Origin of the sequence: Streptomyces sp. NPDC020898 (genome assembly GCF_044333925.1) — a bacterium.
Taxonomy (GTDB): Bacteria; Actinomycetota; Actinomycetes; order Streptomycetales; family Streptomycetaceae; genus Streptomyces.
Genome location: NZ_JBIRRV010000011.1, coordinates 318529 through 330236 on the forward strand (window position 1 = coordinate 318529; position 11708 = coordinate 330236).

Below are 11708 nucleotides of genomic sequence, written 5' to 3' on the forward strand. Positions count from 1 at the left end.
CGAACCAGGCATGAACCCGCGTCGGCGCGGGTCCCAGCAAGGAGACCACACATGTCCCTGCCTGAAGAGAAGGTGCTTGAGGCACTGCGCACCTCCGTCAAGGACGCCGAGCGACTGCGCCGGCAGAACCGTGAGCTGATCGCGGCCCGCCACGAGCCCATCGCGATCGTGGGGATGTCCTGCCGCTACCCCGGAGGCGTGCGGTCACCCGAGGACCTCTGGGAGCTGGTCGCCTCGGGGACGGACGCCGTCGGCCCTTTTCCCGACGACCGTGGCTGGGACCTGGAGGGAATCTACGACCCGGACCCGGCGGCACGGGGCACGACCTACTGCCGCGAGGGCGGATTCCTGTACGACGCGGGCGACTTCGACGCGGCGTTCTTCGGGATCGGACCGCGCGAGGCGACGGTCATGGACCCGCAGCAGCGGCTGCTGCTCGAAGCGTCCTGGGAGGCCCTGGAACACGCCCGGCTCGACCCGCGCTCGCTGCGCGGCAGCCGGGGCGGCGTCTTCGTCGGCGCGGCACACCAGGGTTATGTCCCGGGTGACGCCGCTGCGTCGGGGTGGCTGCCCCAGGAGGCGGACGGCTATCTCCTCACCGGCAACGCCGACGCGGTGCTCTCCGGCCGGATCAGCTACGTCCTGGGCCTCGAGGGCCCGTCCATGACCGTCGAGACGGCCTGCTCCTCCTCCCTGGTGGCGCTGCACCTGGCGGTGCAGGCGCTGCGCCGGGGCGAGTGCGAGATGGCCCTGGCCGGGGGCGTCGCGGTCCTCGCCAACCCGGCCGCCTACGTGGAGTTCGCCCGGCAGCGCGGCCTCGCGGCGGACGGGCGCTGCAAGGCGTTCGCCGACGCGGCCGACGGCACAGGCTGGGCCGAGGGCGTCGGCGTCCTGGTGGTCGAGCGGCTGTCGGACGCGGTACGCAACGGTCACCGGGTGCTGGCTGTCGTACGCGGCACGGCGGTGAACCAGGACGGTGCGAGCAGCGGCCTATCCGCGCCCAACGGCCCCTCGCAGCAGCGCGTCATCCGCCAAGCCCTCGCCGACGCCCAGCTCGGCGCCGACCAGGTCGACGCGGTCGAGGCGCACGGCACCGGCACCCGGCTCGGCGACCCCATCGAGGCGCAGGCGCTGCTCGCCACGTACGGCCAGGAGCGCACGGAGCAACGGCCGCTGTGGCTGGGCTCGTTGAAGTCGAACTTCGGCCACGCCCAGGCGGCCGCCGGGGTGGGCGGCCTCATCAAGATGGTGATGGCGCTGCGACACGAGACGCTCCCCAAAACCCTGCACGTGGACGCCCCGACGCGGCATGTCGACTGGGCGGACGGCCAGGTGCGGCTCCTGACCGAGACGGTGCCGTGGCCCGACACCGGTGCACCCCGGCGCGCCGCTGTCTCGGCCTTCGGCGTGAGCGGTACCAACGGTCACGTCATCCTCGAACAGGCGCCGCCCGCCGGGCCTGAGATGGAGTCCCCGGCCGAAGCGGAGGCCGTGGTCGGAGCAGTGCGCCCGCCCCTGGTGCCGTGGGTCCTCTCCGGCCGTACGGAGGCGGCGCTGCGCGACCAGGCCGCACGCCTGGCCGCTCACCTGGAACGGCACCCCGGCCTCGACCCGCTGGACATCGGGTTCTCGCTGGCCACGACCCGCAGCGTCTTCGAGCACCGGGCCGTGGTCCTCGCCGACGCCACCGGCGGGGCCCCGGCGGCGCTCGCGGCCCTCGCCGACGGGCGCGGTACGCCCGGTGTGGTGCGCGACGTCGAGCGCCGGCAGGGCAGCCGTACCGCTTTCCTGTTCGCAGGGGAGGGCGGCCAACAGCCCGGCTCGGCAAGGGAGTTGTACGAGCAGTACCCGCCGTTCGCGCGGGAGCTGGACACGGTCGCGGAGCACCTGGACGCGCACCTGGACCGGCCGCTCCTCACGGTGGCGTTCGCGGAGCCCGGCTCGCCGGAGGCCGCTCTCCTCGACGGCCCGCGGTACGCCCAGGCCGCCCTGTTCGCCGTCGAGGTCGCGCTGTTCCGGCTCGTCGAGGGGTGGGGGCTGCGGCCCGACGTGCTCATCGGCCACTCCGTGGGCGGGCTCGCCGCCGCCCACGCGGCCGGTGTGTTCGGCCTGGCGGACGCATGCGCGCTGGTCGCCGTCCGAGGCCGCGAGGAGCTGCGGCAGGTCGCCGACGCGGTGGCGTACCGCGAGCCGGTGACCGCCGTGGTCTCCGACGTGACCGGCCGCCCGGCCGCCCCCGGCGAACTCACCGGCGCCGAGTACTGGATCCGGCAGGCGCGGGAGACCGACCGCCTCCGCGACGCCGTGCGTGCCGCCCGCGCGCAGGGCGTCGGCACCTTCGTGGAGCTGGGGCCGGACGGCGTGCTGTGCGGACTGGCCCAGGAGATCCTCGACGAGGAGGCCCACGGGGCTCAAGGGGACCGCGAGCCGGATGCCGTGCTGGTGCCGGTGCTGCTCCGGGAGCGGCCGGAGGATGCCACCCTCCTGACCGCTCTTGCCACGGCCTTCGCGCGCGGCGCGGACGTGGACTGGTCCCGGCTGTTCGACGGTACGAGGGCCCGCCGCATCTCGCTGCCCACCTACGGCTTCCAGCACCAGCGCTTCTGGCTGAAGGCGGCCGCCCCGGAGCCCGCCAGGTCCGTGGCACCCCCGGCGGCCGAGCCCGCCGAGCCGGCGCCTCAATCCGCCCTGGATCTCGACGAGTTGCTGGTCCTGGTGCGCACGGAGGCGGCCATCGCGCTCGGCCACGCCGAGCTTGACGACGTACCGGCCGACGCGTCCTTCGACGACATCGGCTTCGACTCGCTCGCCGCCATCGAGCTGAGCATCGCCCTGGCGGAGGCGACCGGCCTTGAGGTCCCGGCCTCCCTCGTCCTGGAGCACCCCACCCCCAAGGAGCTCGCCGACCACCTGGCCGCCGCCCTCGCGGACGGCGGCGAGGCGCCCGCCGGAGCCCCGAAGCCGGCAGGGGAGAGCGGTCTGGTGGCGATGTACCGGCGGGCCCTGCGGCTCGGCCGGGCCGAGCCGTTCATCGGCACGCTGGCCGAACTCGCCGCGTTCCGCCCCATCTTCCCCGCCGACCAGGTCCCCGAGGACGGCGAGACGCCCGGACAGGCGAGCGCCCGATGGCAGCCCGCCCCGGTGCGCCTGGCCACCGCCGCGGATGGTGCGGGACCGGAGCTGATCTGCTGCGCAGGCACGGCGGTGGCGTCGGGCCCGGAGGAGTTCACGGCGCTGGCCGCGGCCCTCGACGGACGCCTGACGGTCTCGGCGCTTCACCAACCCGGCTTCCGTGCCGACGAGTTGCTGCCCGGTTCGCTGGACGTGCTGCTCGACGCGCAGGCGGACGCGGTGCTGCGGCACGCCGGGGACGCCCCCTATGCCCTCCTCGGTCACTCGGCGGGCGGCGCGCTGGCGCACGCCCTGGCACGCAGCCTGGAGGAGCGTGGTGCCGGACCCGTGGCGCTGGTCCTCGTGGACGTCTATCTCCCCAGCGCGCCCGGGGCGATGGGCGTGTGGCGCAACGAGATGCTCGACTGGGTCATGGAGCGCTCCGTGGTGTCCATCGACGACTCCCGGCTTATGGCGATGGGCGCCTACAACCACATGCTCCTGGGGTGGGCGCCGAGCCCGATGAAGGCGCCGGTCCTCTTCCTGCGCGCGTCGGAGCCGGTGGGGCAGTGGTCCGGAGAGCCGGAGGCCTGGCGCGCGCGCTGGGACGGCGGCGAGCACACCCTCGGCGACGTGCCGGGCACCCACCTCACGATGATGACTGAGCACGCCCGCCACACGGCAACGGCCCTGTACGACTGGCTCGGTGACCTGTGACCACCCCCGGGCCGCACCCCTTCCTCTTCCGCCCGCTGGCCGAAAGCGGCCGCCGCCGACCGACGGCACTCCGCGAGACATGGCACAACACCTTGGAGGACACCTGTGACAACGCCGGGGACTGAGCCGTCCGTACTGGGCCGCAGGCTCCAACTGACCCGCGCGGGCCACTGGTTCGCCGGAAACCAGGACGACCCGTACGCGCTGATTCTGCGTGCCCTGCGGGACGACCCCACGCCGTACGAAGAGGAGATCCGTGCGCGCGGGCCGCTGTTCCGCAGTGAGCTGCTCGACACCTGGGTGACCGCGGACGGCGCCCTCGCCCGGTCCGTCCTCGTCGACCGCCGCTTCGGTGCGCTGACCCGTGCCGGAGCGCGGCACCGCGCGGACTTCCTGCCGCCCGCCGGGCCCGAACTCACCCATGAGCACAGGCGGGACGAGGCGGGCGGCGCGGCGGCGGCCGGTGACCGGCCGGTGTCCGCACCGCGCGAGGAGGCCGTGGAGGCCGTCGCCGAGAAGGCGGCCTGGTCCCTCCTGGGCCGGCTCGGTGCTGAGTTCGACCTGGCCGCCGACTACGCGCGGCGCCTGCCCGCGCTGGTCCTCGCCGAACTCCTGAAGCTCCCCGCGGACGTCCACGGCCGCTTCGAGGACCTTCTCACCGGCTGTGGCAGCGGCCTCGACAGCCGCCTCTGCCCGCAGACCCTCGACGTCACCCGCTCCGGCCGCCTCGCGGCCGTCGAGCTCGACCGGCTGCTTACGCGCCACCTCGGCGGCGTCGCCTGGTCCGCACCCGCGGCCCTCGCCCTCGCCGTGGACGTCGCCGAGCCGTCAACCACCCTTATTTGCAACGCGTTTGAGGCGCTTGCGGGAGTGCCCGAGCAGTGGGACGCCCTCTGCCGGGACACCGGGCTCGCCGGTGCCGCCGTCGAGGAGACGCTGTGGTGGCACCCGCCGGTGCGTCTGGAGAGCCGTATCGCTCAGGAGGACGTGGAGCTGGCCGGGGTGACCGTCCCCGCCGACGGGCATGTGGTGGTCCTGGTCGCCGCCGCCCAGCGCGATCCGGCAATCGCCCCCGCCCACCGGGGAGTTGATCTCGGTGCGGGTACCGGTCGGGGCGATGTCACCGCCCTCCCCCTGTCGCTTCCCGACGCCCCGCACGCCGCGCCCGCCGCCCGGATCGTCCGGTCCGTCGCTCGCGCCGCGCTGCGCGTCCTCGCGCAGGACGCGCCGGGACTGCGGCCGGACGGCGAGCCGGTACGCCGTCGGCGGGCCCCCGTGACGCTCACGCACGCCCGCTACCCCGTCGCCCGGACGGCCACCGGGGCGCGCACCGGACGAGGTACCGCATGAGCGACGGCCACCAACACCGCCTGCAGACGAGGGAGATGACCCGATGCGCGTTCTGATCACATCCTTTGCGCACAACTCGCACTACTACCACCTGGTGCCGCTGGCCTGGGCGCTTCGCTCCGCGGGACACGAGGTGCGGGTGGCGAGCCAGCCCCGCCTCACCGATGTCATCACCGGTTCCGGGCTGACCGCCGCGCCGGTCGGCGACGACAGCGCCATCATGGAGCTGCTCAACGAGATCGGCGGCGACCTCGCCCCGTACCAGCGCGGCCTGGACTTCACCGAGCACCGGCCCGAGGCGCTGACCTGGGAGTACCTGCTCGGTCAGCAGACCATCATGACCTCGCTGTGCTTCGCGCCGCTCAACGGCGACTCCACCATGGACGACATCGTCGCGCTGGCCCGCTCCTGGCAGCCGGACCTGGTGATCTGGGAGCCCTTCACCTACGCGGGGCCGGTCGCGGCACACGCCGTGGGGGCCGCGCACGCCCGCCTCCTGTGGGGCCCCGACGTCGTCGGCCAGTCCCGGCAGCGGTTCGTGGAGGCCAAGCTGCACCAGGCTCCCGAGCATCGGGAAGACCCCCTTGCCGAGTGGCTCGGCTGGACTCTGGACCGGCTGGGCGTCGCCGCCTCCGCAGAGGAGCTGGAGGAGCTGGCGCACGGCCAGTGGGTCATCGACCCGGGCGCCGAGAGCACCCGGTTCGACCTGGGGCGAGGCATCGTACCTATGCGCTTCGTGCCCTACAACGGGCCCGCCGTCGTGCCGAGTTGGCTGTCCGATGAGCCGAAGCGGCCGCGGGTCTGCCTCACGCTTGGGGTGTCGGGACGCGAGACCCAGGGGCAGGACATCGTCCCCTTCCAGGACCTGCTCGCGGCTCTGGGCGACCTCGATGTCGAGGTGGTCGCCACGCTCGACGACACCCAGCGCGCGCACCTGACGCAGATCCCCGACAACGCGCGGATCGTCGACTTCGTCCCGATGGACGTGCTGCTTCCGAGCTGCGCCGCCGTGATCCACCACGGAGGCGCGGGCACCTGGGGAGCGGCCGTCCTGCACGGCGTGCCGCAGATCGTCATCGGCACCCTGTGGGACGCGCCGCTCAAGGCGGCGCAACTCGCCGACCTGGGGGCTGGGATTTCCATCCACCCCGACGACCTGGACGCGGCCACCCTGCGCGCGGCCGTCGAGCGGGTGCTCGCCGATCCCTCCCTCCAGGAGGGCGCGGACCGGCTGCGGGCCGAGATGCGCTCAGCCCCCGCCCCGGCGGGGATCGTCCCCACGCTCGAGCGGCTCACCGCCCGCCACCGGCGCCCGTCTTCGCGGTGACCCGCAGCGGTCACCGCGAACCGGCCCCACATGGCCCAAGCGGCCAGACGCACGCACCGTACGCACACGCACGCAGGGAACAGCACATGGAATTCGAAGGTCAGGTCGCGCTCGTCACGGGTGCCAGCAGGGGGATCGGCCGCGCGATCGCCCTCAGGCTGGCGGAAGCCGGATGCGACATCGCGCTCAACTACCGCAGCTCGACGGCCGAGGCCGAGGACGTCGCCGAGCGGATCGCCGCGCTGGGGCGCAACGTCGAACTCCTCCCCGGGGACGTCGCCCGCCCTGAGGTGGCACGGCAGTTGGCCGAAGCGGCGTGCGAGAAGCTCGGCCGGATCGACATCCTGGTCAACAACGCGGGCATCGGGCGGGACAAACTGCTCCTGGCCATGGACGCGGACGACATCCAGGAAGTCATTGCCACCAACCTCGTCGGTCCCATGTTCCTCACCCAGGCCGTGGCGCTCACGATGGTGAAGCGGCGTTCGGGACGCATCGTCAACATCTCCTCCACCGCGGCGAGCAGGCCCGGCAAGGGGCAGGCCAACTACGCGGCGTCCAAGGGCGGCCTGGAGGCCTTCACCAAGGCCATGGCCGTGGAGCTCGGCTCCCGCGGAATCCTCGTGAACGCGGTGGCTCCCGGCATCATCAAGACCGATCTGACCCAGGCCCTGCGCAATGCGGCGGAGTCCGAACTCCTGGGCCGGCAGGTGGTCAACTCCTTTGCCGAGCCGGAAGCGGTCGCCGATGCGGTGGCCTATCTGGCGAGCCCTCGCAACACCTATACGACGGGCACGGTCCTCGCCGTCGACGGCGGTCTCAAGATGGTGTGAGCTCCGTCAGGCTCCGTGCCGCAGGCCGTTGACGACCATGTCGACGACCGTGTCCACGAACTCGTAGGTCAGTTCTCCGGTCCGCATCAGCCAGCGCTGGGAAAAGGAGCCGAGCAGCAGCTCGGCGGCGATCCGCAGGTCGGCGTCCGCGGCGATGTCGCCCGCCTCCTGGGCGCTGTGCAGCCGGCTGATGTAGACCTTGTTCCCCGGTTCGAGGAGCCTGCTGGTGAACTGCTCGGCGGCCGCGGCGTCGTTCGCCGCGGCCACGGCGAGCGCACGGTAAGGGGCCTGGAAGTTCGGGTCGTTGAACTCGTCGACGGTGGCCCGCAGGCTGAACTTCAGGTCGGCCGCCAGGTCGCCGGTGTCGGGCAAGAAGCTCTCGAAGTCCCCGGCCTCCGATTCCGCGGTGAAGGCATCGAGCAGGACGGCGGCCTTGGAGGGCCACCAGCGGTAGATCGTCTGCTTGCCCACCTTGGCGCGTGCCGCGATGCCCTCGATGGTGAGCTTCTCGTAGCCGACCTCGCCCACGAGGGAGAGCGCTGCCTCCAGGATCGCGCGCTGGGACCGCTCGTTGCGGCGCGAGGAGTCGGACGCTGTGTTCTGAGCCATGGGGCGTAGCTTACCGACGCAGAGTGACGGCACGGTTCGTCTCGGGGGCGCCTGCTGCCTGTCGCCCGGCGCCGCTGATGGGGACGCCGGGCTTCGGCGTCTATCTGTCTGTGTCTATTGGTGTGTATCAGGGTCTATCGGGACCCGGGCCTGCGCCCCGTACGCGACGTTCCCGCGAGCAGCCTGTTCGGCGTCAGCTTCACGATCCCCATCATCACCTTGTACCGCAGGTCCGGGATCGAGAGTGACTTGCCTCGCGCCAGATCGGTGAGCGCCGTGGAGACCAGACGATCCGCGTCCAGCCACAGCCACTTGGGCGGGATGACGTCCGCTCCCATACCGGCCCGCTCGTGGAACTCGGTCTGTACGTAGCCGGGGCACAGTGCCAGCAGCCGCACCCCGGACCCGGCCATGTCCTTCGCCGCGCCCTGCGTGAACTGCACGACCCATGCCTTGGACGCGCCATAAGTGCCCGGCACGAACGCCGCTATCGACGCGACGTTCACCACGGCTCCGCGCCGCCGCTCCCGCATGCCCTCCACGGCCGTTGAGGTCAGCCGGAGCACGGCCTCGCAGTGCACTTTGATCATCTTTAGCTCGTCGGTCATCGGCACGTCCGGAAACTGGCCCTTGTTGCCGAACCCGGCGTTGTTGACGAGGATATCGACCGGTTTCTCTCGGTCGCTCAGCCGGGCCTCGACGGCGGCTATGCCGTCGTCGGCCGAGAGATCGGCGGTAAGTACCTCTGCCCTGATGCCGTGCCGCTTGCTCAGTTCACTCGCCTGCTCCTCCAGTCGCTGGGTGTTGCGGGCCACCAGGACCAGGTTGTGCCCGTCGGCGGCCAGGCGCCGGGCGAAGGCAGCGCCGATACCGGCGGTCGTTCCCGTAATTAATGCGGTCGTCATGCGCCAAGGCTAATGAACACCTATCTGACCTCGGCGTTCCGGGGCTCCTCCTGGAGGCAGACCGCCAGAGTCTTGGCGAACTGGGTGGGGGAGGGATTCACGGCGATGATGCGGTCCAAGAACGGGAACATGCCGAAGTCGTCGATCCGCTGCCGCAGCGCCGCCAGCGTGGGCATGTCCGGTATGAGTAGCCCGTGCACGGGCTACAGTGCCGCGTTCGAGAAGGCGGTCAACCTTCCCGTCGGTGATCTGCTGATCCTCGACCCTATCCATCTCGACAGGGCACGGAGGGGGATCGTGCGGGGGCGGTCTCACGGGAACCGCCTGCGCACGATCGAAGTCCCGCTACACTCCAGCCGCCCAGCGAAACCCGCAGGTCAGACAGCAAAGTCCTGCTGGAGTACTAACTCCTCCACTGCACGAGGGTTCTACGGCTCGTACGGTTCCGCCTTCGCGTCCAGCCACTGCCTCTCCGGCAGTCCCAGCAACGCACCTGGGTTCTGGGAGCGCAGCGCCCTGCGTGAGCCTTCGAGATCCAGCATTGACGCAGACCCTCTCCCAGGTCGCGGTACGGCGAGTCGTCGGCCGTCTCGTCGAGGGCGAGCCGCTGGCGGACGACCTGGGTCAGGTTCTCCCCGCTCGGCGGCTCCACATGCAGCCGCACTCGGCACGCTACGAGCTGCACGGGCAGCGCGTTGCGTTCACCACTCGCAGCCATCTGAAGGTTGCGGTGATCGCGGTGTGTGGGACCTGGTCCAACGGCTGGCTCACGCTGGGCCTTGCGGGAACGGGCTGGGAGATCAAACCGCGGCACTCCGCACGACTGGACGCCGCCCGGCGGTGATCCGCGCCTTCCGGCGGAGGCGGCAGAGTCCTGCAGACCGTACGGGAAGCTGCTTCTGAGAGGGCGTTCTGTGAGCCTTCGGGCGGGACTACGTTGGCGGGGATGCTGCCGGTCGGGGCATGGTGAATAGGCCGGGCTCGGGTTCGGTGAGGATGCCGCGGTCGACTAGGCGTTTGAGCTTGGCCCGGGCGCCTTCGACGTGGCGGTTCTCGGTGCAGGAGCCCAGGGCTTCGCAGACGGCCTTGGCCCGCAGGCCCTGCTCGTCGTCCTCGAACAGGGCGAGGATCTGCCGGTAGGCGGACGGCAGCGGCTCGGGGCCGCCGGGGTCGCTGTCCTCGACGATCTCCAGGACGGTCTGGCGGGTGATGCGCAGCCGCTCCAACCGGTCTTCCGCGGCGGCGAGTTGCTCACCGAGCCGGGCGAGCTGATCCCGCAGGCGGTCAGCCTCTTCTCGCGCGGCAGCCTGCCGTGCCTCGATCTTGGCCAGCAGTGCACGCATGGACAGACTCGCCAGTGGGGGCCCTGGCCCCGACCGGCGGCGGATCACGCCAGGTCGGGGTGGTCGTGCCGGTGAACCGGCGAGCCATCACGTCGGTCATCGACCAGTAGATCATCGAGACCGCGCTGGCCGGCAGTGCTTCGTAGTCGCGGGCCAGGCGGCGGTGGAGCATCAGGGTGCCAAAAGTCTGCTCCACCACCCACCGCTTCGGTATGGGCGCGAACCCTTCGTTTGCGGATCACGCGAGACCACCTCGACGTCGATGCCCAGCGACCGGCCGTGCTCGACGACAGCGTTCTTGAACCCGGTGTCCACCCAGCCCTTGGTCACCGACGGGTTTGCCGCGGCCACCTTGTCCAGCAGCGTGATTCCGATCGCGTTGTCGTGGACGCTCGCGGCGACCACGATCACGGCGATGAGCAGGCCGAGCACATCGGTGGCGATGCCCCGCTTGCGACCCCGGCTCCTCTTGCCCGGATCCAGCCCGGCCGTCTCCTTGGGTGCATTGACCGAGGCGTGCACTGTCTGGGCGTCCATCACGATCGCGGACAGGTCCTCGTGGCGGCCCCTCGACTCGCGGACCTGCCAGCGCAACAGGTCGTGGATGGCCTGATCGGTGCCGTCATCGCGCCACTTGCCGAAGTAGTAGTACACGGCGGTGTACGGCGGGAAGTCATGCGGCAGGTAACGCCACTGGCAGCCGACCCGGGCTTGATACAGGATCGCGTTGAGGATCTCCCGCATGTCGTAGCGGCCCTCATGCCCGCTGACCGAGCGGTGCTGCCCCTTCCAGGACGTGATGACCGGCCGGATCAGCTCCCACGCCTCATCCGACAGATCACTCGGGTACGGCTGCCGCACGCCCATACCCATCAGCAGACCGCGCCCCCGGCCAACCGCAAGCCCTCAAACCGGACAACGACTCCGACGACTCACAGAACGCCCTCTCAGATGTCCGGCATTGTAGATCATCGCCCCCAGCTCCACCGACGTACCGAAACGGTGCCGTGGCGTCCGCCCGCACGGGGCACGGTGGGCCGGCCTGCGAAGTGAGTGCCACGCAGGCCGGCTCGGGTTGGCTCGGTGGGTCTCAGATTTCGTGAGGGGAGATCACTGGCACTTCCGGCCGGTGTTGATGCACTGGACCATCTGGTTCATCAGGTTTTCGTCGAAAACGTTGATGAAGTCGCCGTGGTCGGTGATCGGCTTGTGCATCTGTTCCGGGAAACCGTCCACTGCGTAGAAGGGGCTGGACTTTCCGTTGTCGTTCAGGCTCGGCGCCTTCACGTCGTAGATCAGGCGCTGGAGCAGCTGCGGGATGGCCTTGAAGCCGTTGGGGCAGGCACCGGTCTTCGGGTCGGCGAAGGCGACGTGCGAGCGGTGGTTGGCACTGTCGATGCTGCGGCCGTCCCAGCAGCTCTGGAACTTCGACGTGCGGACCAGTTTGCTGCCCTGGGGACAGATCGGGTACTTGTCCGTCAGCTGCCGGTTCTCGAAGCCGGTGCAGCTCCAT

Annotated in this window: 10 protein-coding genes and 1 pseudogene; 5 read left to right on the forward strand and 6 right to left on the reverse strand. The window is 71.1% G+C overall.

Annotated elements, in window-relative coordinates:
- The first annotated feature begins 51 nt into the window (after positions 1–51).
- From ACH4TV_RS31380 to ACH4TV_RS31395, 4 genes are all read left to right on the forward strand, one after another.
- Entirely contained in the window at positions 52–3828 is a 3777-nt protein-coding gene (locus ACH4TV_RS31380; RefSeq protein ID WP_398404027.1) for a type I polyketide synthase, read from the forward strand.
- A 105-nt stretch (positions 3829–3933) separates the two neighbouring features.
- On the forward strand, positions 3934–5178 hold the full coding sequence (locus ACH4TV_RS31385; RefSeq protein WP_398404029.1) for a P450-derived glycosyltransferase activator: 1245 nt from the start codon (positions 3934–3936) through the stop codon (positions 5176–5178).
- A 43-nt stretch (positions 5179–5221) separates the two neighbouring features.
- The gene (locus ACH4TV_RS31390) at positions 5222–6505 is read left to right on the forward strand and encodes an activator-dependent family glycosyltransferase (RefSeq protein WP_398404031.1); all 1284 of its coding nucleotides are present in this window, start codon (positions 5222–5224) and stop codon (positions 6503–6505) included.
- Positions 6506–6591: 86 nt separating this feature from the next.
- A complete protein-coding gene (locus tag ACH4TV_RS31395; protein WP_398404033.1) occupies positions 6592–7338 on the forward strand; it encodes a 3-oxoacyl-ACP reductase family protein in 747 nt (248 codons plus the stop codon).
- A 6-nt stretch (positions 7339–7344) separates the two neighbouring features.
- Here the strand turns inward: ACH4TV_RS31395 and ACH4TV_RS31400 are convergent, their stop codons facing one another.
- The 3 genes from ACH4TV_RS31400 to ACH4TV_RS31410 all read right to left on the reverse strand — a co-directional run bounded on the left by ACH4TV_RS31400 (position 7345) and on the right by ACH4TV_RS31410 (position 9028).
- Positions 7345–7947, reverse strand: a complete 603-nt coding sequence (locus ACH4TV_RS31400) for a TetR/AcrR family transcriptional regulator (protein ID WP_398404035.1) — start codon at positions 7945–7947, stop codon at positions 7345–7347.
- Between the two features lie 134 nt (positions 7948–8081).
- On the reverse strand, positions 8082–8852 hold the full coding sequence (locus ACH4TV_RS31405; RefSeq protein WP_398404037.1) for an SDR family NAD(P)-dependent oxidoreductase: 771 nt from the start codon (positions 8850–8852) through the stop codon (positions 8082–8084).
- 20 nt (positions 8853–8872) lie between these two features.
- Positions 8873–9028: a hypothetical protein gene (locus ACH4TV_RS31410; RefSeq protein ID WP_398404039.1), complete on the reverse strand. Its 156-nt coding sequence runs from the start codon at positions 9026–9028 to the stop codon at positions 8873–8875.
- A gap of 365 nt (positions 9029–9393) precedes the next feature.
- Here ACH4TV_RS31410 and ACH4TV_RS31415 point away from each other — a divergent pair, with 365 nt between their 5' ends.
- On the forward strand, positions 9394–9696 hold the full coding sequence (locus ACH4TV_RS31415) for a hypothetical protein (protein ID WP_398404041.1): 303 nt from the start codon (positions 9394–9396) through the stop codon (positions 9694–9696).
- An 88-nt stretch (positions 9697–9784) separates the two neighbouring features.
- Here the strand turns inward: ACH4TV_RS31415 and ACH4TV_RS31420 are convergent, their stop codons facing one another.
- The 3 genes and pseudogenes from ACH4TV_RS31420 to ACH4TV_RS31430 all read right to left on the reverse strand — a co-directional run.
- On the reverse strand, positions 9785–10195 hold the full coding sequence (locus ACH4TV_RS31420) for a hypothetical protein (protein WP_398404043.1): 411 nt from the start codon (positions 10193–10195) through the stop codon (positions 9785–9787).
- A pseudogene (locus ACH4TV_RS31425) lies at positions 10137–11062 on the reverse strand (IS5 family transposase). The gene ACH4TV_RS31420 and the pseudogene ACH4TV_RS31425 overlap by 59 nt, the downstream one beginning before the upstream one ends.
- 243 nt (positions 11063–11305) lie before the next feature.
- Positions 11306–11708 (reverse strand): DUF1996 domain-containing protein (locus ACH4TV_RS31430; protein WP_398404045.1); only part of this gene is annotated, 403 nt, incomplete at its 5' end.

What these genes read in the sequence shown, in the direction of transcription:
- ACH4TV_RS31420 (WP_398404043.1), bottom strand. Translation starts at nt 10,195, where the DNA reads ATGCGTGCACTGCTGGCCAAGATCGAGGCACGGCAGGCTGCCGCGCGA.
- ACH4TV_RS31390 (WP_398404031.1), top strand. Translation starts at nt 5,222, where the DNA reads ATGCGCGTTCTGATCACATCCTTTGCGCACAACTCGCACTACTACCAC.
- ACH4TV_RS31395 (WP_398404033.1), top strand. Translation starts at nt 6,592, where the DNA reads ATGGAATTCGAAGGTCAGGTCGCGCTCGTCACGGGTGCCAGCAGGGGG.
- ACH4TV_RS31410 (WP_398404039.1), bottom strand. Translation starts at nt 9,028, where the DNA reads ATGCCCACGCTGGCGGCGCTGCGGCAGCGGATCGACGACTTCGGCATG.
- ACH4TV_RS31380 (WP_398404027.1), top strand. Translation starts at nt 52, where the DNA reads ATGTCCCTGCCTGAAGAGAAGGTGCTTGAGGCACTGCGCACCTCCGTC.
- ACH4TV_RS31400 (WP_398404035.1), bottom strand. Translation starts at nt 7,947, where the DNA reads ATGGCTCAGAACACAGCGTCCGACTCCTCGCGCCGCAACGAGCGGTCC.
- ACH4TV_RS31405 (WP_398404037.1), bottom strand. Translation starts at nt 8,852, where the DNA reads ATGACGACCGCATTAATTACGGGAACGACCGCCGGTATCGGCGCTGCC.